The sequence below is a fragment of the Aeromonas sp. TECH754 genome (assembly GCF_056279295.1).
Genome location: NZ_JBWBRA010000001.1, coordinates 172694 through 196218, shown reverse-complemented (window position 1 = coordinate 196218; position 23525 = coordinate 172694). Strand labels below are relative to the sequence as shown.

At 63.0% G+C, this 23525-nt stretch carries 22 protein-coding genes; 16 read left to right on the top strand and 6 right to left on the bottom strand.

Annotation, left to right across the window (positions count from 1 at the left end):
* Positions 1-10: 10 nt before the first annotated feature.
* The 3 genes from rhaT to rhaB all read right to left on the bottom strand — a co-directional run bounded on the left by rhaT (position 11) and on the right by rhaB (position 3913).
* Positions 11-1039 (bottom strand): L-rhamnose/proton symporter RhaT, encoded by a 1029-nt coding sequence (rhaT, locus tag ACZ9IL_RS00860; RefSeq protein WP_476001790.1) that lies wholly within the window; start codon positions 1037-1039, stop codon positions 11-13.
* A gap of 133 nt (positions 1040-1172) precedes the next feature.
* The gene (locus tag ACZ9IL_RS00855; protein ID WP_476001789.1) at positions 1173-2432 is read right to left on the bottom strand and encodes an L-rhamnose isomerase; all 1260 of its coding nucleotides are present in this window, start codon (positions 2430-2432) and stop codon (positions 1173-1175) included.
* The gene (gene rhaB / locus ACZ9IL_RS00850; RefSeq protein WP_476001788.1) at positions 2429-3913 is read right to left on the bottom strand and encodes a rhamnulokinase; all 1485 of its coding nucleotides are present in this window, start codon (positions 3911-3913) and stop codon (positions 2429-2431) included. Before rhaB ends, ACZ9IL_RS00855 begins: the two co-directional genes overlap by 4 nt.
* A gap of 294 nt (positions 3914-4207) precedes the next feature.
* On the opposite strand from rhaB, the gene ACZ9IL_RS00845 reads away from it, so the two are divergent.
* From ACZ9IL_RS00845 to ACZ9IL_RS00805, 9 genes are all read left to right on the top strand, one after another.
* The gene (locus ACZ9IL_RS00845; RefSeq protein ID WP_476001787.1) at positions 4208-5038 is read left to right on the top strand and encodes a helix-turn-helix domain-containing protein; all 831 of its coding nucleotides are present in this window, start codon (positions 4208-4210) and stop codon (positions 5036-5038) included.
* 110 nt (positions 5039-5148) lie between these two features.
* Positions 5149-6300 (top strand): iron-containing alcohol dehydrogenase, encoded by a 1152-nt coding sequence (locus ACZ9IL_RS00840; protein ID WP_476001786.1) that lies wholly within the window; start codon positions 5149-5151, stop codon positions 6298-6300.
* A gap of 194 nt (positions 6301-6494) precedes the next feature.
* Positions 6495-7325, top strand: coding sequence for a rhamnulose-1-phosphate aldolase (rhaD, locus tag ACZ9IL_RS00835; protein WP_476001785.1), 831 nt, complete (start codon positions 6495-6497; stop codon positions 7323-7325).
* A 127-nt stretch (positions 7326-7452) separates the two neighbouring features.
* Positions 7453-8514 (top strand): PQQ-dependent sugar dehydrogenase, encoded by a 1062-nt coding sequence (locus ACZ9IL_RS00830; protein WP_476001784.1) that lies wholly within the window; start codon positions 7453-7455, stop codon positions 8512-8514.
* Positions 8515-8555: 41 nt separating this feature from the next.
* Positions 8556-8699 carry an entericidin A/B family lipoprotein gene (locus tag ACZ9IL_RS00825; protein ID WP_476001783.1) on the top strand — a complete coding sequence of 48 codons (144 nt, stop codon included), beginning with the start codon at positions 8556-8558 and terminating at the stop codon, positions 8697-8699.
* A gap of 134 nt (positions 8700-8833) precedes the next feature.
* Positions 8834-9724 carry a DMT family transporter gene (locus ACZ9IL_RS00820; protein ID WP_476001782.1) on the top strand — a complete coding sequence of 297 codons (891 nt, stop codon included), beginning with the start codon at positions 8834-8836 and terminating at the stop codon, positions 9722-9724.
* Between the two features lie 61 nt (positions 9725-9785).
* Complete coding sequence (locus ACZ9IL_RS00815) at positions 9786-11720, top strand: methyl-accepting chemotaxis protein (RefSeq protein WP_476001781.1); 1935 nt, start codon at positions 9786-9788, stop codon at positions 11718-11720.
* A gap of 784 nt (positions 11721-12504) precedes the next feature.
* Complete coding sequence (locus tag ACZ9IL_RS00810; protein ID WP_476001780.1) at positions 12505-13905, top strand: OprD family outer membrane porin; 1401 nt, start codon at positions 12505-12507, stop codon at positions 13903-13905.
* A gap of 106 nt (positions 13906-14011) precedes the next feature.
* Positions 14012-14842 carry an SDR family oxidoreductase gene (locus ACZ9IL_RS00805; RefSeq protein WP_476001779.1) on the top strand — a complete coding sequence of 277 codons (831 nt, stop codon included), beginning with the start codon at positions 14012-14014 and terminating at the stop codon, positions 14840-14842.
* A 64-nt stretch (positions 14843-14906) separates the two neighbouring features.
* Here the strand turns inward: ACZ9IL_RS00805 and ACZ9IL_RS00800 are convergent, their stop codons facing one another.
* Positions 14907-15239, bottom strand: a complete 333-nt coding sequence (locus ACZ9IL_RS00800; protein ID WP_476001778.1) for a DUF1904 family protein — start codon at positions 15237-15239, stop codon at positions 14907-14909.
* 70 nt (positions 15240-15309) lie between these two features.
* Between ACZ9IL_RS00800 and ACZ9IL_RS00795 the strand changes: the two genes are divergently transcribed.
* From ACZ9IL_RS00795 to ACZ9IL_RS00770, 6 genes are all read left to right on the top strand, one after another.
* The gene (locus ACZ9IL_RS00795) at positions 15310-16197 is read left to right on the top strand and encodes a TraB/GumN family protein (protein ID WP_476001777.1); all 888 of its coding nucleotides are present in this window, start codon (positions 15310-15312) and stop codon (positions 16195-16197) included.
* 181 nt (positions 16198-16378) lie between these two features.
* Entirely contained in the window at positions 16379-16528 is a 150-nt protein-coding gene (locus ACZ9IL_RS00790; RefSeq protein ID WP_476001776.1) for a DUF3149 domain-containing protein, read from the top strand.
* A gap of 147 nt (positions 16529-16675) precedes the next feature.
* A complete protein-coding gene (gene smrA, locus ACZ9IL_RS00785) occupies positions 16676-17257 on the top strand; it encodes a DNA endonuclease SmrA (protein WP_476001775.1) in 582 nt (193 codons plus the stop codon).
* A 104-nt stretch (positions 17258-17361) separates the two neighbouring features.
* Positions 17362-18840, top strand: coding sequence for a carboxypeptidase M32 (locus tag ACZ9IL_RS00780; RefSeq protein ID WP_476001774.1), 1479 nt, complete (start codon positions 17362-17364; stop codon positions 18838-18840).
* Positions 18841-19011: 171 nt separating this feature from the next.
* Positions 19012-20529: a DNA-3-methyladenine glycosylase 2 family protein gene (locus ACZ9IL_RS00775; protein WP_476001773.1), complete on the top strand. Its 1518-nt coding sequence runs from the start codon at positions 19012-19014 to the stop codon at positions 20527-20529.
* On the top strand, positions 20526-21002 hold the full coding sequence (locus tag ACZ9IL_RS00770; RefSeq protein WP_476001772.1) for a methylated-DNA--[protein]-cysteine S-methyltransferase: 477 nt from the start codon (positions 20526-20528) through the stop codon (positions 21000-21002). Before ACZ9IL_RS00775 ends, ACZ9IL_RS00770 begins: the two co-directional genes overlap by 4 nt.
* A 66-nt stretch (positions 21003-21068) precedes the next feature.
* Here ACZ9IL_RS00770 and ACZ9IL_RS00765 read toward each other — a convergent pair whose 3' ends face one another.
* Complete coding sequence (locus tag ACZ9IL_RS00765; protein WP_476001771.1) at positions 21069-21932, bottom strand: class I SAM-dependent methyltransferase; 864 nt, start codon at positions 21930-21932, stop codon at positions 21069-21071.
* Positions 21933-22237: 305 nt separating this feature from the next.
* Here ACZ9IL_RS00765 and ACZ9IL_RS00760 point away from each other — a divergent pair, with 305 nt between their 5' ends.
* Positions 22238-22657 (top strand): cupin domain-containing protein, encoded by a 420-nt coding sequence (locus tag ACZ9IL_RS00760; protein WP_476001770.1) that lies wholly within the window; start codon positions 22238-22240, stop codon positions 22655-22657.
* 70 nt (positions 22658-22727) lie between these two features.
* Here ACZ9IL_RS00760 and ACZ9IL_RS00755 read toward each other — a convergent pair whose 3' ends face one another.
* Positions 22728-23420 carry a class I SAM-dependent methyltransferase gene (locus tag ACZ9IL_RS00755; protein ID WP_476001769.1) on the bottom strand — a complete coding sequence of 231 codons (693 nt, stop codon included), beginning with the start codon at positions 23418-23420 and terminating at the stop codon, positions 22728-22730.
* Positions 23421-23525 lie beyond the last annotated feature (105 nt).

Sequence of the window (23525 nt, the reverse complement as noted above, 5' to 3'; positions counted from 1 at the left end):
TTCTATCTCCTTACGCCATGCCCATGCCGACCAGATTGGCGGCACCGACGATCACCAGCATGCCGACGCAGAGAATACGCACCGGACGGGTACCAACCCCTTTCCATTCCGCCATCAGCAGCCCAACGATGCCACCACAGAGCACATAACCGCTCATGTGCAGCATCCAGTTCACGAAGGAGAGATGGTCTGGAATGCTGGCTTCACCCCAGGCATAGAAGAAGAATTGCAGATACCACATGATGCCACCGGCCGCAGCCAGCAAGCCATTGAGCAACAGACTCCTGGCTGGTTGGGCCAGATCATTGCGCAGTGACAGCTCGGGACGTGTTGCGAGCCGGATGAAGCAGTAGGCCATGTTGACGATGGCACCGCCGCCCATGATGATGCCGTAGCTAGGCAGTACGGCATAGAGCGGGTTGATACCCAGTGCCAGTGACGCCTCCCTGATGGGGGCAGCGGCTTCCAGGCCGAAAGCAAATCCCGAAGAGAAGATGCCGCACATCACCGCCAGCAGCAGCCCTTTCTTCAGATTGAATTCCCGGGTGGTCGTGCCCAGGGCGATCTCCTTCTGATGCCCGGCCCAGGTGACGATACCTATGCCAATCAACGCGACGAACACGCCAAGCAGGGTGAGCTGGCCACTGCCAGTGGTGAGCAGATGACCAAACTCCCCTCGCAATATGGGTGGCATCAGGGTTCCGACCACCAGCGTCACACCAATGGCGATCCCGATGCCGAGAGACATCCCCAGATAGCGCATGGTCAGGCCATAGTTAACGTTCCCTATGCCCCACATGGCCCCAAACAAGAACATCCCCCAGAATGCCTTGCTGTCGACCACGCTGTAGAAGGCGCCGAAGTCATCGATCAGCGTCGAGGTAACCAGCCAGGGCAGCAGGATCCATGAAAACAGACCGGCGAAAGCCCAGGTGGTTTCCCACGACCAGCGCTTGACCTTGCTGAGAGGCGCATAGAATGAAGCCGCCGAGGCGGCGCCAACCAGGTGCCAACCGATTCCCGATACGATTGCAGACATGAGATGTTCCTTGCATGAGGTTTGATTGTGTTTTTGCTTCCCAATCCAGGGAAGCGTCCTTGATAACAACCGTGCTTTTTTTATTATTTTCCTGACGCCCGCCACAGATGGCGGGCGTCAGATGACACGCCACTCAGCGGCGAGTCATCAATTCCTTCTCCTCGTATGCCTTGACGACAGCGAGCCATTCAACACCTACCGCAACCCCTTCACGGGCGCAGGCATAATCCCAGACCGCCTGCCATGGCAGGCTGCGGGTCTCCTCCATCAGCGCCAGGCGGGTAGCGTAATCCCCCTCCTGTTCGGCCTGACGCAGGCTCTCGATGGGCTCGAGCAAAGCCCGCAGCAGCGCTTTCTTCATGTTGCGGGTACCGATGACCCAGGCGGCGATGCGGTTGATGGAGGCATCGAAGAAGTCGAGACCGATGTGCACCCGTTCCAGCAGCGCGTTGCGGATGATCTCGTTGGCGATGGCCTGGGTTTCGTCATCCAGCAGCACCACGTGATCGCTGTCCCAACGCACCGGGCGGCTGACGTGCAGCAACAGGTGGCGGACAAACAGGGAGGCGGCGCTGATCTTGTCGCTGATGACCTCGGTGGGATGGAAGTGGCCGGCATCCAGACAGAGCGCGATATCGCGTGAGCTGGCATAACCCAGATAGAACTCGTTCGAACCGACGGTGTAGGACTCGGCACCGATACCGAACAGCTTGCTCTCCACCGCGTCGATGTGATGCGCCTCGTCGATCCGCTCGGCCAGCACCTCGTCCAGAGCGGCCATCAGCCGTTGCCGCGGCCCCAGCCGATCGGCGGGCAGATCCTTCATGCCATCCGGGATCCAGATATTCATCACCGATGGCGTGCCGAGCGCTTCACCGAAGGAGGCGGAGATGCGGCGGCTCGCCTTGCAGTGATCGATCCAGAAGCGGCGGATTTCAGGGTCCGGGTGCGACAGCGTCATGCCATCGGCACTCAACGGGTGAGAGAAGCAGCTGGGGTTGAAATCGAGGCCTATCCCTTTCTCCCTTGCCCAGCTCACCCAGTTGGCGAAGTGCTTGGGTTCGATCTTGTCCCGCGCGACCGAGCTCTCCGACTCCAGGTAGATGGCGTGCAGGTTGAGGCGCTTGGCCCCCGGGATCAGCGACATCGCCAGATCCAGGTCACGACGCAGCTCGGTGGCGTTGCGCGCCTTGCCCGGATAGTTGCCGGTTGCCTGGATGCCGCCGGTCAGGGCACCGGCATCCGCCTCGAAGCCCCCAACATCGTCCCCTTGCCAGCAGTGCATGGAGACGGGGATGGTGGTCAGAGTCTCGAGCGCCTGCTCGACATCGACGCCGAGGGCGGCGTACTGCTGCTTGGCCAGGGCAAAAGCGGTCTCAATGTTCGGGTTCATACTGCTTCCTCGATTAAATGATCTGAATGGGTGTGCGCGCAGAGCGCGGCAAAGCGCGTCCGATAGCGCTCCAGTTGCGGGAGCTCACGCGGATGCAGGGTGTCGATTCGGGTGTTGTGGCGGATCAGGCGACGCACGTCTGCCAGATCCTGCAAGAGGCCCAGCCCCTTGAGCTGCCAGCCGATGTTGCCGAGTGCCGAGGCCTCCACCGGTCCGCTCAGCACTGTGCATTGGCAGATGTCGGCGCAGAGCCGGTTGAGCAATTGATTCCGGGAGCCACCACCGACGATATGCAGTCTGGTGATGGGCTCGCCGGTGACGGACTCCAGCTCTCTGAGCACCCGGTCGTAACAGAGCGCCAGGCTGTCCAGCACGCAGCGCACCAGCTCACCCGGGGTCTGCGGAGTGCCTTGTCCCGTCTCCTGGCAAAAGTGCTGGATGGCGCTGCGCATGCAGGCGGGATTGAGAAAGCGTTCGTCATTGGGATGGATGAGGTAGGCAAAGGGCTCGGCCCGCTCGGCCTGCGCCACCAGCGCCGCAAAGCTCTGCTGCGGCCACAGCGCCTGCAGCCCTTGTACCAGCCACAGCCCCATGACGTTCTTGAGCAGGCGCCAGGTTCCCTCCACCCCCCCCTCGTTGGTCAGATTTGCCGCCTGCGCCGCGCTGCCTGTCAGCGGTGCGTGGCGCTCGACACCGACCAGTGACCAGGTGCCCGAACTGATGTAGGCGGCACCCGGCCCGCTCAGTGGGGTGGCAACGATGGCCGAGCCGGTGTCGTGGGTGGCGGGCAGAATGACGCTGACCCTATGGCCGGAGGGGCTGGTCCAGTGGCCCAGTCGGGTGCCTGGCGCGACTATGGGTTGCAGCCATTTGCCGCCGTCACCGAGCAGCGCGACCAGCTCGGGATCCCAGTTCCGGCTGCGGGCATTGACCAGCTGGCTGGTGGAGGCGTTGGTGAACTCGCAGCTGAACTCGCCAGTCAGGCGGTAGTGCAGGTAATCGGGGATCAGCAGCAGGCGGGCGACGCTATCCAGCCAGACCGGCTTTTCATCGAGCAAGGCCCGGATCTGGTACAGGCTGTTGAACTTGAGGAACTGGATGCCAGTACGGCGATAGATCTCATCACGCGGCAGTTGCTGCCAAACTTGCTCCGGCACGCCGTCGGTGCGGGCATCGCGATAGGCTACTGCCTCACCGAGCATCTGGCCGGCCGCATCCAGCAACACGAAGTCGACCCCCCAGGAATCGATGCCTACCGCATCGAGCACAATGCCGGCGGCATCTATTTTCTCCAGCCCGAGCAGGATATTGGAAAAGAGACGCTCGGGTTCCCAGCAGTCATGCCCATTGCGATGCACCATGCCATTGGTGAAGCGATGCATCTCCTGCATGGTGATACTTTCGTTGACCGGATCATACTGAGCCCATATTACCCGTCCGCTGGACGCGCCCAAATCCACTGCCGCAATATTGACTGACATCGAACCCACTCCGTAATTTTCGATGTCGCCACTTTAGGTGCCAATATGATCGACAACCTTGCTGTTACGGCCAAGGGGAGGGTTCTGGTTGGCATAAAAATCGAGAAACAGAGCTCTCTTCACAAATATGTGAGTGAGTTCAAATAATCCCGACGAACAAACGGAAGCAATCGAAGCCAGCTGATAAATAAATACAATATAACTGTGAAAGCCTTCACGGAACCCGGTTTATTCGTTTGACCCAGACGGGAAGCTGCCCATATTCACAGGCAATTACCTCATAAGAGCCTGCTCATGTTTCGCCTGCCGCAGACAGATTTTTTTGATCACAACAAGGTCATCAGCGTGGTGCCACGCGTGCCTCAGGAGCCCTTCCCGGAGCACTGCCACTCGTTCCATGAGCTGGTGTTGATCAAATCCGGTTGCGCCATCCACATCACGGATGGCAGCGCGGTGCATATCAGCCGTGGCAGCGTATTCTATCTGCGAGAAGACGATGCCCATCTGTTCGACCAGATGAAAGGTCTCTGTCTGGTCAATGTGTTGTTCAGACCGGAGGGATTCCACCTCGCAGGCGAGCTGCAAGCCATGTTGCACGCCAGCTGCCACCCTGCCAGCGGTGGGCTGCGGCTGCCCTCAGCCCTGCAACAACAAAGCGAGCTGCTGCTTGGCCAGATAGTCGAGGAGGAGAGCCGACAGGATGACAGCTCTCGCCTGATGATCGAAGCCTTGTTCTCCCAACTGGCCGTGCTGCTCTGGCGCACGCGCAAGCAGAAGGGACTGTCAGCCAGGGACGGCGAGAGTGATCAGGAGCGGCTGTTCGCGCTCATCCATTACCTTGATGAACATTACCAGGACGAGATCGACTGGAGCGAGTTGTCCGAACGGTTTGCCATTTCCCCACGCACGCTGAATCGCAAGCTGCAGGAACATACCGGCCTGACCCCCAATAATTATCTCGGACGAGTTCGGCTCTGCCACGCCTCCTGGTTATTAAGCCATACCAATCATTCGGTGACTGATATTGCATTCGAAAGTGGATTCAACGATGGCAATTATTTCTCGAGCAAATTTCACAATGTGTTCGATATGACACCACTGCAATATAGAAAACGCTACAAATAATCTTAATTTCATGGCCAGGGTATTATTTATACTGGCCAGGCATTAAAGGTATCCTCCTTCAATAAGCCTAATATCCCCCTTAGTTTCATCTGAAGAAGAGGGATATCCTGATGGCCTTTGCATTGTGTTTACCCCAGATCAGCCTGTCGGGCCGTGGAGCCATCCACGATCTGGTGCAATTGATGTGCAATCAACCCGCTCGTCGCCCGCTGATCGTGACAGAGCAGGCCCTGCTCTCGTTCGGCCTGCTGGACGGCCTGCTCGGCGCACTGCGCGATCACGGCTTCAGTCCGGTGATCTACGATGGCGTACAACCCAACCCGACCGATCTGGTAGCCAATGCGGCGCTGGCCAGCTGGCAGACCGGGCTGTGCGATGCACTCATCGGCTTTGGCGGAGGCAGCGCCATGGATACGGCCAAGGCGGTTCGCGCCCTGGTCGCCAACCCGGGCAAGCAAATCCATGAGTTTGAGGGCATCGGCAAGGTCGTTCATCCCGGTCCCTTCATGGCCTGCATCAGCACGACCTCGGGTACGGCTGCCGAAGTGACCAGCAATGCCGTGATCACCGATACCCGGCGCAGGGTCAAGATGGTCATCATAGACTCCGCGCTGATCCCGACGGTGGCAGTCAACGATCCGAGTCTGATGGTGGGCTTGCCTGCAGCCGTCACCGCCGCCACCGGCATGGACGCCCTGACTCACGCCATCGAGGCCTATGTCTCCATCGGTGCCCACGTGCTGACCGATCACTCGGCGCTTGCCGCCATCCGGATGATCGCCGAATACCTGCCGCAAGCGGTGGCGAACGGCAAAGATCTGAGCGCTCGCGAGATGATGGCCCACGGCCAGTTCCTCGCCGGCATGGCATTCAACAGTGCAGGCCTTGGCTATGTTCACTCTCTCGCCCACCAGCCGGGTGCCACCCACAATCTGCCACACGGGGTCTGCAACGCCATCCTGCTGCCAGTGGTCTGCGAATTCAATCTGGCCGTCAGGGAGGAACGTTTCGCCGACATCGCCGCCGCCATGGGGGTGGACACCCGGACCATGAGCCAGCGCGATGCGGCCAGGGCAGCCATCCAGGCCATCCGGACACTCTCCGCCCGGGTAGGTATTCCGGCCGGCCTGCATGAATTGGGCATCCAGTCGGACGATCTCGCAGGCTGGGTCGATGCCGCCGCGGCAGATCCCTGCTCCGGCTGTGCCCCCCGGGTAGCCAGCAAGGCAGAGCTGCTGGCCCTCTATCAGGCCGCACTTTGAGTCGGTATCAGGCATGATGCCGAAGCCGTCCACTCTGGACGGCTTCTTTTTGGGCGGTCAATCCTTGTGGTCATGCACTTCTTGAAAATCCAGCCAACTCCACCCTCGGCGTGGCGCCTCCGTTGAGGCTCATCCCATCGGCGCCCGTTACAGTGGGTGTCATTAACAGGGCTCTTCAACGCAAGGTAGAGGGAATGATGCAGCAGATTGAATTCAATGCGGCCGTGCTGGCTGAAATAGAGAAGGTCGTCGAGGTCTCCGCCTACTTGTGGCAACGGGAGTGGGCCGAGCGCAATGGCGGCAACATCTCCGTCGATCTCACCGACATCTTTGGGCCGGCCCCCGCCGATCTGAGTGCCTTTCCCCACTGCCCGCTCTCCATGGTCGGTGGAGCAGGCGTCTTCCCGGCCGACAGCGCCGGCCACATCTTCTTCGTCAAGGGTACGGGGGAGCGCATCCGCGAGTTGCGCCGCCCAGAGCTCGCGGGCTGCGTCCTGCGGATCGATGACGAGGCACGGGGTTACCATATCCTGTGGGGGGGGCGTGAGCGCTCCGATTATCAGCCCACCAGCGAGTTCATCTCCCACGTGGAGATCGTCATGGACAAGCAGCGGCGGGGCACAGCCGATCGCTGCGTGGTGCATACCCACCCCCTTGAGCTCATCGCGCTCTCTCATCACCCACGTTATGCCCGCGACAGTGCAGCCTACACCAACGCTTGCTGGAAGATGCTGCCAGAAGTACGGGCCTTCGTGCCACGTGGTATCGGCGTGGTGCCCTACTGCATGCCCGGCAGCCAGACCATGGCACAGGGCACCACCGACGCCCTGCGTCAACACGATGTGGCCATCTGGGAAAAACACGGCGCCGTGGCAACCGGAACGGATGCGCTGATGGCCTTCGACTTTGTCGATGTGGCAAACAAGGGTGCCAAGCTTCATCTCATGTGCCTCGCCAGCGGCTTCGAACCGGAAGGGGTCAGCGCACGGGACATGCAAGAACTGCAAGAGACCTTCGGCCTGTAATCCCGCTAACCCAACAAGCCCCTGCCCATGCAGGGGCTTGTTGTTTCTGACTTTTCTTCCTCACCCCCCTCTATACTTCAGCGACGACGGCTCACGCCAGACCCGATACAACATGGAGGTTCCCAGCTTGCGTCCCCTGTTCATCCTGTTGCTGCTCTGTCTGCTGGCGCCGGCCAGGGCGCTGACATTGGTCCCTCTGGTGGACGGGCTCACCCACCCCTGGGGGCTGGTCTTCCTGCCAGATGGGGAGCTGCTGGTCGGCGAGCGCCCCGGCCGTTTGCTGCGCATCGATGTCGGGGGGAAGCGCCATCCGGTCTCAGGTCTGCCGCCCATTGCCAACCAGGGACAGGGCGGCCTGCTCGATCTCGCGCTGGACAAGGAAGGCTGGCTCTACTTGAGCTACAGCGAGCCCGGTGAAGGAGGGGCCGGCACCGCGGTGGCCAGAGCGCGTCTGCAAAAAGACGCCCTGACGGACTGGCAACTGCTGTTTCGCCAGCAGCCCAAGGTGGCCGGCGGCGCTCACTTCGGCTCCCGCCTGTTGCTGACGGACGATGGCTACCTCTATGTCACCCTCGGCGATCGCTTCACCGAACGGGAGCGGGCCCAGAGTCTGGACAACCACCTCGGCAAGACGGTGCGCCTGCACAAGGATGGCCGGATCCCCGCCGACAATCCTTTCGTCGAGACGGCCAACGCCCTGCCCGAGATCTGGAGCCTGGGCCACCGCAACATGCAGGGCGCCGCGCTGCGCCCCGGCAGCCAGCAATTCTGGGCCCACGAGCACGGCCCTCAGGGTGGGGACGAGGTCAATCTCATCCTGCCCGGCCACAACTATGGCTGGCCCAGGGTGACCTTCGGTGAGGAGTATGGAGGCGGCAAGATAGGCTCGGGCACGACGGCGCCGGAGATGACCCCACCGCGGTGGATCTGGGTGCCCTCCATCGCCCCCTCGGGCATGACATTTTATCGAGGCGAGCTGTTCCAGCAGTGGCGGGGGGATCTGTTCGTCGGCGCTCTGCGCGGCCAGGCCCTGTTGCATCTGCGGCTGTCAGGGGACAAGATTGTGTCTGAGGAGCGGCTGCTGACCGAGGTGGGAGAGCGGATCCGCACCGTCAAGGAGGGGCCGGACGGTGCCCTCTACCTGTTGACCGATGCCGATAACGGGCGCCTGCTCAAGCTGCTCCCCTGAGGGGACCATGGATCATGGACAACGCCGCCATAGGAGAAAGAATGATGACCACATTGCGATGCCTGTTGATGCTGGGTGCCTGCCTGTTGCTGCTGGGCTGCAACACCATCCATGGCATGGGCAGGGATGTCGAGAAGGCGGGGGAAGTGATCCAGAAATCGACCAATCTCTCAGACGATAAATAGTCGAACACCCCAGCGGAGCTGCCCCCCTTCTCCCCGTACCTAGCCTCGCAAAGAAGCACTCGTACTCACTGTCTCACGAGGGCCAGTCTGATAGACTGGCCCTCGTTTTTGTTCATCTTGCAAAGGAGTGTTGGATGTCTGCTGTTTCCTGGTGGGACAAGTCCACCGGTCTGGCCCTGCTCACCATCTTGCTGTGGGCCTCGCTCGCGGCGCTCACCTCCAGAATCACCAGCGTCTCGCCGCTGGTGCTGGTGGGGCTGGTGCTGTTCTTCTGTGGCGCCGGGGCCCTGCCGTTCTGGCGCAAGTGGCGGGCTCGCCCCGTCACCTGGCTGGTGACCATCACGGCCCTGCTGCTCTATCACCTGCTGTTGTTCATGAGCTTTCGCCACGCTCCCGTGCTCGAGGCGAACCTCATCAACTATCTGTGGCCCCTGTGCATCATCTTGTTCACGCCGCTGCTGCTGCCAAACCACCCGCTGCACCTGCATCACCTGCTGGCCGGGGCGCTCGGCCTCGCCGGCTCCGTGCTGGTGATGGTCGATGGCGAGCTGCAACTGCAGCAGGCCTATCTGCCCGGCTACCTGCTGGCCCTTGGTGCCGCCATCATCTGGGGAGCCTATTCGGTACTCTCCCGTCGCCTGCCGCCCGCCCCCGCCGTGGTCACCGCCGCCGCCTGCCTGCCCGCCGGCTTGCTGGCGCTGCTGCTCGCCTGGATGCTGGAGGGGCCACTGCCCCTCGCCCAGATCCCGACGGCTGACTGGCTGCTCATCGCGGGGCTCGCGCTCGGCCCCATGGGGGCGGCCTTCGTCACCTGGTATCTGGCACTGCGAGACGGGGATCCGCGCCGCATCGGGGCGCTCGCCTATCTGACCCCCCTGCTGAGTACCCTGCTGCTGGTCTGGCTCAACGGCGAGCAGCTCACCCCGCGCCACCTGCTGGCGGGCGCCCTCATCATGGGCGGCGCTCTGCTTGGCCTGCTGGTACGCGCCCCCAAGACTCGCAAAACGAGCACACCGCTGTCATAAAAACGCCATCACTCCTGCTTTAAGCTCCAGCCCATTGCGTGGTTCAAGCAGGAATGATGATGTGAAAATTGCCCATTTTGCCGCCCTCTCCTCCCTCGTGTTGCTGCTGGTCGCAGGCATCCAGGTCACCGCCCTGTTTCATGGCTGGCAACGACTGGATCAGGCGGAACAGACCCTGCGTCAGAACGAACGCCTGCAGCAGCGGCTGAATGGCCCGCTGCAAGGGGCGCTTCGCGACTACCTCGGCAGCGGCGATCCCCTGCGGCTGACCGAAGCCCAGGGGATCCGCAAGCAGGCGCTCGGCCAGCTGGAGCAGCAGGATCCCAGCCTGAGCACGCCGCTGCGCACCTTGCTCGAACAGATGGGTGAGCGCATCGACAGCGATTATCTGGCGGCGGGCAAACTCTCCGGCAACAGCCAGTGGCTGCTGCAAAATGCCGAGAACGAGTTGACCGCCCACGCCAAGGCGCTGCTGCGCTACGGCCAGCAAGGGGCGACGGGAACGGATCCGTTGAGTGCCGATCAGTACCGTCTTGGCGCCGCCGACCTGCTGGCGACCCTGCCGGGGCTCGGTCATCTGCGCCAGAACTACATGGAGCAGGCCAGTCCCAAGCTGCTGGAAGGCTTGCAATTCGAACTGGCAGCCCTGCAGAAACAGGCAGACAAGCTGGCGGCCCTGCCAGCACTCGGGATCGTTGAAGAGGCTCCCGCCGACGAATTCACTCTTGGCGAACCCGAGCGCAGGGAACTCGGGGAGCTGCCCAAAGCCGAGCTGGTCTCCCTGTTCAAGCGCTACCCGCAGGAACTGGACAACAGCCGCAAGGCGTTGCAACAGCAACTGGTGGCTCGCCAGATGGTGCAGCAAGACATAGCGCAATTGCAGCAGGCAAGCGATCAACTGGGGGAACAACTCGCCAGCGCGCGTCAGGATGTGAACAAGGAGCTCGCCACTATTCTCGGCTCCCTGGCGCTTTGTCTGGTGGTGGTTGCCCTGCTGTTTGCGCTGGTGCAACGACGCTGGCTGGTCAAGCCACTGCTGCAATTGCGCGGCGCCTTCGCGCAACTCGATACCACGGGTCAGGCCCAGTTGCTGCCGGCAAGGTCCGAGCACAACGAACTCGCCGACATAGTCGCGAGTTACAACCGCCTCATCCTGCGGCTGCAACAGGATCAGCAACAGAAGGCGGGACAGCTCTCCAGCGTATCCTCGAGCCTGCAGCAGATGGTGCAGCAGGTACAGGAGATCCATCACAGCACCCGCACCACCGAGCTGGTGGTGGATGAGAGCGATCAAATGATGCACGAGCTGAACCAGCTCGCCAGCGAGGTGCATCAGGTCGCCGCCGACATCGCCAAACACGCCCAGCACAACGAGCACTCCATGAGCCAGAGCGAACAGTTGGTGGGCGGCATGCTGGCCGCTACCGCCCAGACCGGCCTGGCCATCGACGAGAGCAGCGGCGCCCTGACGCAGCTCAAACGTTCGGTGGAGGACGTCACCGCCATCGTCGATGTCATCGGTCACATCTCCCAGCAGACCAACCTGCTGGCACTCAATGCCGCCATCGAGGCCGCCCGCGCTGGCGAACAGGGCCGCGGCTTCGCGGTCGTCGCCGACGAGGTGCGGCATCTATCGGCCGATACCCAGCGCTCTCTCGGCCAGATCACCGAGATCCTCGCCAGCCTCACCCTGGCGGGGGATCAGCTCGCCACCGTGCTGGCCCGCATCACCGCGGAGGCTGCCGAACAGCGCCAGCAGGCCGAGCAGTTGCGCCAAACGACCCAGACAGTGCGGGAGATGGCCCGCAGCACCGCCGTCATCGCCCTGCAGGGGGCCGACAATGCCAGGAGCCAGGAACACCGGCTGGCCAGCTTCGCCACCCTGATCGGCCGCATCAGCCAGCATGCTCACCAGGGCAGCCAGCTCTCTGTCCAGGTCTCGCAACATATCCACCACCAGGCCCAGCAGATCCCCCGGATTCTTGGTCAGACCTGATCCCATCCCTGCAGTAGCCATTGCTTATTCATTCCCTGACCCGGCGGATCTCCATCTCGATCTCTCCGGGTCAGACCTGATCCCATCCCTGCAATAGCCATTGCTTATTCATTCCCTGACCCGGTGGATCCCCATCTCTCCGGGTCAGACCTGACCCTTTCCCGATGCCGTGGCTTATCCAGCCCCTGACGCCGCACATCAGCCATCTCAAGTCGAGGCCTGGCCCCCCGATAGGCTGCCACGACCCGCCCATCACCCAGCCATAAAGCCTCTGCACACACGGATCAAATCGGGCCCCTTCCTGGAGGGGGAGTACTCTCCTGTGGAATCCTTATCTTTTTTTGTGACACAAAATTATCTGTTGCCACGAGGTTAATGGCGAAAGTTCCGCATCCTGTGCGAGATCCGCCCGCTGTGACGAAGAATTTCACCTGAAAGCGCTGTCATCGCCGATATAAGCGGGCTGGGAGTGCCCACACCAAGAATCATGATTATTTGCACTCGGTCATATTTTTGAAACTTCAAGGGAACTTTCCGTTGATATTTCGCACCGCGAACGTACTCTTGGTGTTATCCGATCGCCAAGGGTCGGTACCCAAAAAATAAAGACTGTAAAAATACAGACTGCCCTTCAGCGATGCGCCAAGGCATCCGCGGATACAGGGCACAGATAGACCAAAATTTTGCCCTTCGGGGTATTCATTGCAATGCCAATACCGAGCGGCGGGCCTTTGCCTGACTGCCGGAAAAAAAGCTAAGTCCATAAAATCAGGAGCAATACAAAATGGAAAAAGTGATCTTCAAGCGTGCCGCGTTAAGCGCCGCCGTGGTTGCAGCGCTGGTCGCCCCCGGTATGGCATTGGCCGCTCAGGACATGATGAGCCCGGAATACGGCAAGTCCTACGAAGCGTTCACCGATGACGCAAAACTGTCCGGCGGCCTGTTCTACTTCCAGCGCGAGCGTGACCGCGTACAAGCCGGTCCCGGCCAGGACGGCAAATACCACTCCAACCTGAGCCATGCCACCACCCAAGCCGCCCTCAACTTCAACTCCGGTTACGCCTGGGATGTGGTCGGTATCGACGTGGGCGGCTTCGGTGCCTATGATCTCGCGGTTGACGAGAGCAACGGCGTCAACGAAGAGAACGAATTCTCCTTCTGGGGTGACCAGTGGGGTTCCGGTGGTGACGGTGTTCCCGAGAATGGCTTCAGCCTCTCCACCGCCGCCCTGAAATTCAAGTTTGGTGACAAGGTGACCGCCAAGGGCGGCTACACCCAGCTGTATGTCCCCGGCATCCTGGGCGTGAACTGGTCCTATCAACCCGGTACCTACCGTGGTGGCCAGATCGAGGGTAACTTCGGCAATCTTTACCTGACCTACGCCATCGCCGATGAGTACAAGGCGCCCTGGTTCAAGAACACCGCCGGCTTCTCCAAGAGCAGCCCCTACGCCAGCGACCCCTTCACCGATGCGAACAAGATCGACTACATCCATGGTCTGGCCGCTCGTTACACCTTCGAGAACGGCACCGCCGTCACCGGTGGCTTCGGTCAGTCCGAAGGCTACATGGACAGCTACCACTTCAAACTGGCACACAAGTTTGACGTGCTGGGTGGCCTGAACACCAGCTACCAGTTCTATGGCTCCAACACCGACAACGAAGACTATGACGGCCTGGCCTGGCAACAAGCCCTGACCGCGAGCTGGGCATCGGGTCCTTACGGCTTCCGTCTGGAAGGCCTGTACACCAAGGCTGAAGGGGATCTGGGCAACTACCTGCCCCGTCTGACCCGTGGCTACGGCAACTCCCAGGGTGCGAACGAGATCTGGTGGGATTCCCGCTCAGACTGGAACCATAACGAAGAGAAGGCAGTGTTCTTCGGTGTGACCCGTTCCCTGGATGATCTGGTGGGAGCACCTGGCTGGTCCACCGGTATCTCCGGTGCCTACGGTTGGGATGCCAACAACGGCGACGGTACTCTGGAAGGCGGTAAAGAGTGGGCTGCGAACTTCGACGTCATGTACACAGTACAAGACGGCAAGCTGAAGGGCACCCTGTTCAAGCTGCACTACACCGACTACAACAACGAGCAGGACGACAAGGGCAGCTGGTACTACCCGAACATGTTCAGCTCCGAGCATGACGTCAAGTTCCACATCATCATGCCGTTCACCTTCCTGTAATCAGGGGGTAGCAGATGAGCAAACCGGGCCCTTGGGCCCGGTTTTGTTTTTGGGGCGCTCGGGCTACCATGCCCTCAGCCATTCCGACCCCGCCAAGGACAACGCCATGCCCCACCCCTTCGTACTCATCACCGGCTGCTCCAGCGGCATCGGCCTCGCCGCCGCCAGGGCGCTCGGGGCCCACGGCTTCACCGTCATCGCCTCCGCCCGCAAGGAGGACGATGTCGCCTCGCTGCGCCAGCAGGGGCTGCTGGCGGTGCGGCTGGATCTCGCCGACGAGGCCAGCATAGAGCAGGGCGCCGCGCAGGCGCTGGCGCTGGCGGGGGGTCGCCTCTATGGGCTGTTCAACAACGGTGCCTACGGTCAGCCCGGCGCACTGGAAGACTTGCCCACGGCCGCGCTGCGGGAGCAGTTCAATACCAACCTGTTTGGCTGGCATCACCTCATTCGTCAGGTGCTGCCGACCATGCTGGCGGCGGGAGAGGGCCGGATAGTGCAGAACAGCTCTGTGCTCGGGCTGGTGGCCATGAAGTATCGCGGCGCCTACAACGCCAGCAAGTTCGCGCTGGAAGGCTACACCGATACCCTGCGTCTGGAGCTCAGCGGCAGTGGCGTGCAACTGAGCCTGATCGAGCCCGGCCCCATCGATACCCGCTTTCGCGCCAATGCCCGCGCCGCCTTCCTGCGCCACATCGATCCCGAGACGAGCCGCCATCGGGCCGCCTATGGGCAGACCCTGAGCCGGCTGGAACGGGAGGGGGGCGCCCGTGGCTTCACCCTGCCGAGCGAGGCCTGCATAGCGCCGCTGCTCCATGCGCTCAAGAGCAGGCGGCCGAAACACCGCTACCCGGTCACCTTCCCGACCAAGCTGTTCACCGTGCTGCGCCGCCTGCTGCCGAGCCGCTGGCTCGACAGGCTGCTGATCAAATCGGCCTGAACCGGTTCGCTCACAAGCGCGCAGGGTACGACGGCGCCCAGCACGCTGCGGCCATCAGGACGCCCTAGTAATGTTCGCCGTTGCTGTAGTAGTGGGATTTCACTATGGGCAGCACCTGCACCACCACATAGGTCTGCTCCCCCAGCACCGCCTTCAGGTGGCGGGTGATGAGGGCGGCGGCGGCATCTTGCAATTCCTGAGGCCGCTCGAACCAGACCAGCTCCACGAACGGGAAACCGGCCTCGATGGCGCCGTCGCGCACCCGGGTGCTGTCGACACACTCCAGGGTGACAAACTCCGGCTTGCCGCCGGTCAGGGTGCAGAGCTCCGCCAGCAGAGGGGTGCTTATCCGCTGAAGAGTGTCGACAGAAACTGCCCGAAAACGAAGGTGGGGCATGGGAAACCTCTTGGCTGTGACAAATGAGGACTTATCATAGAGAAGTCATCCCGCTCGCATAAGGTACCTCATGAGATTTCATCACCCCCTGTTCTCCCTGCTGCTGTGCCTGCTGCTGCCGCTGCCGGCCATCGCCGATCCGGCCTTCTATCGCATCGAGAAAGACAACGAACAACACTGGCTGCTGGGCTCCATCCATGCGGGCAAACCTTCGCTCTATCCCCTGCCCGATCCCGTCGAGCGCGCCTGGCAACAGAGCAGCACCCTGGTGATGGAGGTCGACATGACCCACATCAGCCAGGCGCAGTGGCAGGAGATGGGCGCCATCACCCGGCTGGTGGATGGCAAGACCCTCAAGGATCACGTGCCACTCGATCTGTATCGCCGCACCCTGATCGCCGCCGGTCAGAGCGGTCTCACCGAAGCCATGCTGGCCCCGCTGCGGCCCTGGTTCGCGGCCATCACCCTGACCCAGGCGGCGCTGGAGCGCACCGGCTACAGCGGTGAGTACGGGGTGGATCAGCACTTCGCCAAGCGGGCAAACGAGGGAGGCAAACCCATCGTCGGGCTGGAGACCCTGCTCGAGCAGCTCGGCTACCTCGCCAGCGTCGGCGACAACCAGACCCTGATGCTGGAAAGCACCCTGGACGAGCTGCCCGAGCTCGAGAAAGGCTTCGGCGAGGTGATGAACGCCTGGCAGAGCGGGGATCAGGCCACCCTCATCAACCTGCTCAAGGAGGAGATGGCGCCGCCCAAGCTGCAAGCCTGGCTGGAGCAGACCCTGCTGGCACAGCGCAATCGCAACTGGATCGCGAAGTGGCCGACACTGCCGAACGAGAGCTTTATCGTGGTAGGTGCGCTGCACCTTTACGGCGATCAGGGCCTGCTCGCGCTGCTGGAGCAGCAAGGCTGGCGCATCCAGGCGCTCACCGAGCCCACGCCGCAGACCGCCCATTGATGGCCTGAACGGCCACGCAGAGCAGCCGGTGCCCTCCCTTCGCCATGGCGCCGGTGCGAGGCAGCTCACAGAACTGACTGACGTTTAAATAACCACGAGGGGACTTGATCGGGATCATCTCTTCACTCCCAAAGAGGTATCTATCATGCCTGTCATCGAGAGGACGACAGGAGTGAACGAGATGGAATTTTGGATGAACCTGATGTTTGGCAACAGCGTGGGCCTGATGTCCATGCTGGTGATTATCGGCACCTTCCTGCTGATCAGTTCCTACGCGGTCTACTTCATCTACAAGGTGATGCACGCCGAGCCGCCCACCGAGGAGCAATAAAGCGGCGGGGCGCCAGACCAGGTGAGATCTGAGCCGCCGACCAGGCAGCAATAAGCCGGCGGGTGAGCCGGCCGACCGCGAGCCGCCATTCTAAGCAAGGCCCTGCCCCGCTATAATGCCCGCTCATTCTCATGCGGGGAGCCTGCCGTGTCCCATGACGACGAACTCTCACTGTTCCTGCAGGAAGTGGCCGGTGTGCGGCCCCTTCGCAGCGACCATCTAGCCCCTCCTGCGGGCAACAACCCTCCGACCGAGGCGCAACTCGCACGCCGTCAGGCCGCCAGTGCCGACCCGTTATCCCAAGATCCGCTCAGCATGGAAGGGATCGAGATGCTCGATCCCCACGACATCGTCGGCTTCAAGCGCGACGGAGTACAGGAGGGGGTCTACAAGAAGCTGCGACTCGGCAAGTACGAGCTGCAGGGTAGCCTGGACCTGCATCAGAAGACGCTGAACGAGGCGCGGGTTGCCCTGGTGCAATTCATCCGGGAGTGCGAGCAGCGGGACATCCGCTGCCTGCTGATCCTGCACGGCAAGGGAGAGCGCAGCACGCCGCGCGCCATGCTCAAGAGCCACGTCAGCGCCTGGTTGCCACAACTGCCCGAGGTCATGGCCATCCACAGTGCCGAGCGTCGCCACGGTGGCAGCGGCGCGCTCTACGTGTTGCTGCGCAAGAGCGAGCGCCAGAAGGCGGAAAACCGCGAACGCCATCAGAAGCGTCTCGATTGAGCATCGGGAGTGGAAAAACGCCTGACGGCGGTGCTAGCATCGAGGCGTCCCGATCACGCCAGGTACGGGACCGATTCTCTCAGGGCGATAACAAGGACAATTCCATGTCATATCAGAAGCTCGAACAACACCAGCAACAGCTGCACCGTCTCAGCCACCTCAGCGCCATCTGCGGCTGGGATCAGGCCGCCATGATGCCGGAGGGTGGCAACGAGGCGCGCGCCGAGGCCATGGCCGAGCTCGGCGTGCTCATTCACGAGAAGCGCACCGCCCCGGAACTTGGCGACTGGATAGCGAAGGCCGAAGGCGAGAGCCTGGATGCGACCCAGCGCGCGAACCTGGGCGAGATCAAGCGCCACTGGCAGGATGCAAGCCTGCTGCCCAGCGAGCTGGTGGAGGCGCTGTCGCTCGCCGGCAGCAAGTGCGAACACGCCTGGCGTCGCCAGCGCAAGGAGAACGACTGGGCTGGCTTCGCGCCGAACCTGGAAGAGGTGGTGCGACTGTCGCGGGAAGTGGCGCGCCTGCGCGCCGAGGCGCTGAACGTGCGCCCCTACGACGCCATGCTGGCGCTGTACGAGCCCGGCATGACAACAGCACGACTGGACGAGATCTTCGGCGATCTCGCGAGCTGGCTGCCCGGCCTTATCCAGACGGTGAGCGAGCAACAGAAGCGCGACGCCATCCTGCTCCCCCAGGGCCCCTTCCCGATCGCGACGCAACAGGCGCTCGGTCAGGAGGTGATGGGGCTGCTCGGCTTCGATTTCGCCCACGGCCGGCTCGACGTGAGCAGCCACCCGTTCTGCGGCGGCGTGCCGACGGACGTGCGCATCACCACGCGCTACAACGAGGACGAATTCGTCTCCAGCCTGATGGGCATAGTGCACGAGACGGGTCACGCCCGTTACGAGCAGGGGCTGCCGCGCCATCTGCTCGGCCAGCCGGTCGCCGAGGCGCGCTCCATGGGCATTCACGAGAGCCAGAGCCTGTTCTGCGAGATGCAGCTCGGCCACTCCCCGGCGTTCCTGGCCCTGCTTGCGCCGCGCATCCGCGCACACTTCGGCACCCAGCCCGCGCTGGAGCCGGCGAACCTCGCGAAGCTGTACAACCGCGTCGAACCGGGCTTCATCCGCGTCGATGCGGACGAGGTGACCTACCCGGCGCACGTGATCCTGCGCTACGAGCTTGAGCGGGATCTCATCGAGGGACGCATCGAGGTCGCTGACATCCCCGCGCTGTGGGATGCGAAGATGCAGCAGTGGCTCGGCCTGTCGACGAAGGACAACTACCGCAACGGCTGCATGCAGGACATCCACTGGACGGACGGCTCGTTCGGTTACTTCCCGAGTTACACGCTCGGCGCCATGTACGCGGCGCAGCTGCGCTTCGCGCTGGAGAAAGACCTGGGCGACATGGGCCAGCTGATCGAGGCGGGCCGCCTGCCGGAGATCCTCGGCTGGCTCGGCCGAAACATCTGGTCCCAGGGCAGCCGGCACGATACCGATACGCTTATCCGCAACGCGACTGGCGAGGCGCTGAATCCGCAGTGGCTGCGCAAACACCTTGAGCAGCGTTATCTGAAGTAACCTCTGGCTTGATGCAACAAACGGCGCCCTGACCGAGGGCGCTTTTTTATCCCTCTTTTCCATTAAATGCCTGCCCCGACTATTTTTCCTATCCCTGTCCGTTTTTGGCTAGTCAGCCCCCTCGTCCCCGCTTAGTCTCAGGACATGAACAGCATCTGCGGAGTCGTCCCCATGAATATCGAGCAGCCCGGATCCCAGGATGAGATCATTCCCGGCCTCACCCGGGAGCAGTGTCACGCCGCCCGGCTCGCCCGGGATGCGCGCTTCGACGGCCGCTTCTTCACCGGCGTGCTGTCCACCGGCATCTATTGCCGTCCCATCTGCCCGGCGCGCGCGCCGCACGAGCACAATGTGCAATATTTTCGCGTCGCGGCCGCAGCCGAACAGCACGGACTGCGCCCCTGCCTGCGTTGTCGACCGGAGCTCGCACCGTCCCCCGGCGGCGAGCTGCCTGCGTTGGTCGGCCAGGTGCTGGCACGCATCGAGCGCGGTGAACTCGCGGACAACACGCTCGACGTGCTCGCCCTGCAGGCCGGCATCACCGAGCGCACGCTGCGGCGCCAGTTCGAGCAACACCTCGGCGCCTCGCCGAAACAGGTGGAGCAGACGCGCCGCCTGTTGCTCGCGAAACGGCTGCTGACGGAGACCGCGCTGCCCATCACCGAGATAGCGTTTGCGGCGGGCTTTGCGAGCATCCGCCGCTTCAACGATGCGTGGCAGCACGCCTATGGTCTCGCCCCGAGCGCGCTGCGCAAGCGGGACGGCATACGGCAAGAGGGCGGCGCAGTGGCGACAGCCCAGCCGAGCCTGACACTGCAGCTGACGTATCGCCCGCCCTATGACATTGAGGCCATGCTCGCGTTCTACCGGCTGCGCGCGATCCCGGGGCTGGAGCGCGTCGACGAGCACGGTTACGAGCGGCGTCACAAGGTCGGCGATCAGGAAGGCTGGATCCGCATCGAGCCAGGTGAGGGGCGCCATCTCAAACTGACGCTGCGGGATCTGCCGCCGAGTGCGCTGCCGGATCTCCTGTATCGCGTGCGCCGCATGTGGGATCTCGACGCAGACATGCAACGCATCGGTGAGCGGCTCGGCCAGGATCCGCTGCTCGCACGGATACAGGCGCACTGGCCCGGGGTACGGTTGCCGGGGGGCTGGGATGAGTACGAGGTGCTGCTGCGCGCCATCGTCGGCCAGCAGGTGTCGGTCAAGGGGGCCATCACCATCATGGGGCGGCTGGTGGCACGCACGCTGGCGCAGTTTGGCGTGACCGCACTGCCGACCCCGGCACAGTTGTGCGCGCTCAATCTGGACGGCATCGGCATGCCGGGCAGCCGGATCATAACCTTGCAGGGGATAGCCGCCGCGCTCGCGAGCGGTGAGCTCACCCTCGCCACCGCGAGCGACGAGCAACTGCTGGCACTGCCGGGCATAGGCCCCTGGACCATCGCGTACTGGCGGCTGCGCACCGGCCAGGATCCGGATGCCTTCCCCGCCTCCGATCTGGTGCTGCAAAAAGCGCTCGGCGGCGGCATCAAGCTGCCGGTCAAGGAGGTGGAAGCCTTGAGCACCGCCTGGCAACCCTGGCGCGCCTACGCCGCGAGCTGGCTGTGGCACGCCATGAGCGAGCAACCAGCACTGCTGACCGAGGCGGTGACGTCACAAGAGAACGAGGAGACAACATCATGATCCGTTATGACTTTCTGGATACCGCCTGCGGCGCGCTGCTGGTCGCCATCGACGAGGCAGGCCTGCGCCACGTGGACTTCGTGGACGGCCTGCGCCCCCTGCCCGATCAGCAAGCGTGGCAGCAAGAAAGCGACGCGCTGGCGCCCTATCTCGCGCAATTTCGGGCGTACTTCGCGGGCCGGCTGCAACGCTTCACCCTGCCGCTCGCGGCCCAGGGCACGCCATTTCAGCAGGCGGTGTGGCAGGCGCTGTGCGACATCCCCTATGGCGAGACGCGCAGCTACCGCGACATCGCGCTCGCCATCGGCAAGCCGACCGCCATGCGCGCGGTGGGGGCCGCGAATGGCCGCAATCCGCTGTCGATCATCGTTCCCTGCCACCGCGTGATCGGCCGGGATGGCAGCCTGATCGGTTACGCCGGCGGCCTGCCCATCAAGCAGGCGCTGCTGAAACTCGAAGGCATAGAGCGCTGAGTGCAAGGGCTGAAGTGGGTCTGATCCCATGAGCCGTCCTCAGCCGGCATGCACGGCTGGCCAGACTCACTTGCTCGCCGCCACTAGCAGGCATTCCCCCCCGACCTCGAACCCGTCCGGCGATTCGAAGCGGCCCATCGCGGCCACGACTTCGTTCCAGATGGACTCGCGCTCCGGCGCGGGCAGATGCGCCATCATGGCGTTGAGCCCGCCGAAGGCCTCCCGGGCGACCCGCACGTACTCCTTTGCGCTGCCCATGCGATGGGGCACGGGCAGAGCCTGCACTTCGAGATTCGCGAATCCCGCCTGCCGGAAGATGCCTTCGAGCACCCCGGGCGCCCCCAGACTGAAGGGCCCGGGTTGCCCCGCAGCGGGAGCCGGTAGCCGTGCGCGGCGGCGGATGATGGACGCGGGCACAGCCCCCCAGTCGTTGCGATCCGCCGTGGAGAACACCAGGACGGCGACACGGCCGCCGGGTTTCAGCACCCGCCGCCATTCCCGCAGCGCGATCAGCGGCCGCGGCATGTACATCAGGCCGAGCCGGCACAGGACGGCGTCGAAGGCATCGGCGGGCAGCGTCAGTTGCTCGCCATCCATGACCCGCGTCTCCAGCTGGCTGAGCCCAAGCGCATCGGCGACCTGGCGCGCCTGCTCCATGATCCCCTCAGAAATGTCCGTCGCCAGCACATAGCCTCCGGGCCCTACCCGGGCGGCGGCACTGACCGCCGGCTCACCGGCGCCGGCGGCCACGTCCAGGATCCGCTGGCCGGGAGCAATGTGCGCCAGTTCGAGCATCTGACAGGTCGCCTCGCCATACCAGGCGTCCAGCGTCGGATTCCAGCGTCGCCAGGCCGCGCCATCCTTGTTCCACTGCGCCCGCTGCGCGTCCTTGTATTGTTCGGCATCGAACGGGGATTCTTGCTCGGCCATCTTATGCCTCCTCTGGACGGGATCCCGCTGCCACTTGGCCTCCTGACGGGATGAGCCGCCCACCGTGGCCGCTCTTCTGATCCTCTAGTCCATGTCGGCGGCACTTGCCAAGCCCTGCGCGCTCCAATCCCGAGTGGACCCGTCTCTCCCCAGGCACAGACATCTTCACCACTGCGCGAGCGGCGCGTCCGGCCCTCGCAACGGCGACCCGTGCAGGCGGCCCCAGGCTCTATGATTGAAGAGGCGAGGCGCCGATGGCCTCGCCGCAAATGGAAGCATTTTTCAACTCGCAAAGGAGAGAGCAGATGAAATTCTTGCATGCAGTCGTCCTCTCGCTGTCGGCGCTGCTGATGGTCGGCGTCCCCTCCTGGGTCGCCGCCGAGACCATGGTAATGACTCAGGCCGATCTCAAGTGGAAGGAGATGGGCAACGGCATCGCGGCCGCCCCGGTGTCCGGTGACATGGCCAGCGGGCCGAGCCGGTTCTTCCTGAGGTATCCGGCGGGACTGGTGACGCCAAACCACCATCACGATGCGGATCACTATGTGACCCTGGTGTCCGGCGCCATCACCCTGACGGTAGGAGGCAAGGCATATCATCTCGGCCCCGGCGCCTACTTCGCCCTGACCGACAAGGTGCCCCATGTGGCCAAGGTGGAGGGCTCTGAGCCGGCGCTGTTCTTTATCCAGGCGGATGGCCCCTGGAATGTGGTGATGGAGAAATAGGTGGTGTGATCTGCGGCGGGTGCCTGCGGGCCCCGCCGGATCGGCTGGCTGCATTCCTTCCTTCTGGATCTCATCTGCACTGACCCCCATCCACCCGACTCAACACCGCAGCGCCAACCAGCCGTGAAAGCCCAGCGCCTGAAAGTAGCGCTGCCCCGCCTCGAAGCCCGAGTCTTACAACAGTTGCTGAAGTTGCCCTTCCTCGAGGGGGATAAAGTCTTGTTCGAGTCGCTGCACCATGTGCTCGCTGGCTGACCGGGACAGACCCGCCAGCCGGGCCTGTTGCCCCATCACGGCACGCTCCATGGGATGCTGCCGTCATGAGATCCGCCAGCAGCAGCGGGGAGCCAGCCTTGAGCTGGCGTGAAATATCGGCAAGCAAGACCGCCTTGGTGTCTTTATCCAAAAAATGCAGCACCAGCAGACAGAGTACCCCATCACAGCGCAACGAGGCAGTGGGTAAGTCTCCCAGCAGCCAGCTGATCCGCGCTCCCATCCCCGCCTCCTCGGCGCTATGGCGCGCTAGCGCCAGCATGTCCGCCGAGATGTCCTGGGCGACAAACTGCCAGTCGGGGCAGAGCCTGCCGAGCAGCACCAGCTCGTTGCCTGTGCCGACCCCCACCAGCAGCACCCGCGCGCCGGGGCCGAGGCGCGTCATCAACTGGGCCGCGCTGAGTTGATGCAACAACTCATAACCCGGCACCTGCAAGGGAATGCGCTCGTCATAGGCCTGCGCCCCCTCTCCTGCAAACCGCTCCGTCATCTCGTTCTCTCCTCTGGTTGGAGTCCCTTGATAGGGGCTACCGCCGGGAGAAGGTAAAGCACAATCTGAAAGAACGCCGTTCAGATCAGGGCCGGGGCGAGGAAG

Coding starts and splice junctions, on each gene's coding strand:
- rhaT (WP_476001790.1), bottom strand. CDS start 1,039: ATGTCTGCAATCGTATCGGGAATCGGTTGGCACCTGGTTGGCGCCGCC.
- ACZ9IL_RS00855 (WP_476001789.1), bottom strand. CDS start 2,432: ATGAACCCGAACATTGAGACCGCTTTTGCCCTGGCCAAGCAGCAGTAC.
- rhaB (WP_476001788.1), bottom strand. CDS start 3,913: ATGTCAGTCAATATTGCGGCAGTGGATTTGGGCGCGTCCAGCGGACGG.
- ACZ9IL_RS00845 (WP_476001787.1), top strand. CDS start 4,208: ATGTTTCGCCTGCCGCAGACAGATTTTTTTGATCACAACAAGGTCATC.
- ACZ9IL_RS00840 (WP_476001786.1), top strand. CDS start 5,149: ATGGCCTTTGCATTGTGTTTACCCCAGATCAGCCTGTCGGGCCGTGGA.
- rhaD (WP_476001785.1), top strand. CDS start 6,495: ATGATGCAGCAGATTGAATTCAATGCGGCCGTGCTGGCTGAAATAGAG.
- ACZ9IL_RS00825 (WP_476001783.1), top strand. CDS start 8,556: ATGATGACCACATTGCGATGCCTGTTGATGCTGGGTGCCTGCCTGTTG.
- ACZ9IL_RS00820 (WP_476001782.1), top strand. CDS start 8,834: ATGTCTGCTGTTTCCTGGTGGGACAAGTCCACCGGTCTGGCCCTGCTC.
- ACZ9IL_RS00810 (WP_476001780.1), top strand. CDS start 12,505: ATGGAAAAAGTGATCTTCAAGCGTGCCGCGTTAAGCGCCGCCGTGGTT.
- ACZ9IL_RS00805 (WP_476001779.1), top strand. CDS start 14,012: ATGCCCCACCCCTTCGTACTCATCACCGGCTGCTCCAGCGGCATCGGC.
- ACZ9IL_RS00800 (WP_476001778.1), bottom strand. CDS start 15,239: ATGCCCCACCTTCGTTTTCGGGCAGTTTCTGTCGACACTCTTCAGCGG.
- ACZ9IL_RS00795 (WP_476001777.1), top strand. CDS start 15,310: ATGAGATTTCATCACCCCCTGTTCTCCCTGCTGCTGTGCCTGCTGCTG.
- ACZ9IL_RS00790 (WP_476001776.1), top strand. CDS start 16,379: ATGGAATTTTGGATGAACCTGATGTTTGGCAACAGCGTGGGCCTGATG.
- ACZ9IL_RS00780 (WP_476001774.1), top strand. CDS start 17,362: ATGTCATATCAGAAGCTCGAACAACACCAGCAACAGCTGCACCGTCTC.
- ACZ9IL_RS00775 (WP_476001773.1), top strand. CDS start 19,012: ATGAATATCGAGCAGCCCGGATCCCAGGATGAGATCATTCCCGGCCTC.
- ACZ9IL_RS00770 (WP_476001772.1), top strand. CDS start 20,526: ATGATCCGTTATGACTTTCTGGATACCGCCTGCGGCGCGCTGCTGGTC.
- ACZ9IL_RS00765 (WP_476001771.1), bottom strand. CDS start 21,932: ATGGCCGAGCAAGAATCCCCGTTCGATGCCGAACAATACAAGGACGCG.
- ACZ9IL_RS00760 (WP_476001770.1), top strand. CDS start 22,238: ATGAAATTCTTGCATGCAGTCGTCCTCTCGCTGTCGGCGCTGCTGATG.
- ACZ9IL_RS00755 (WP_476001769.1), bottom strand. CDS start 23,420: ATGACGGAGCGGTTTGCAGGAGAGGGGGCGCAGGCCTATGACGAGCGC.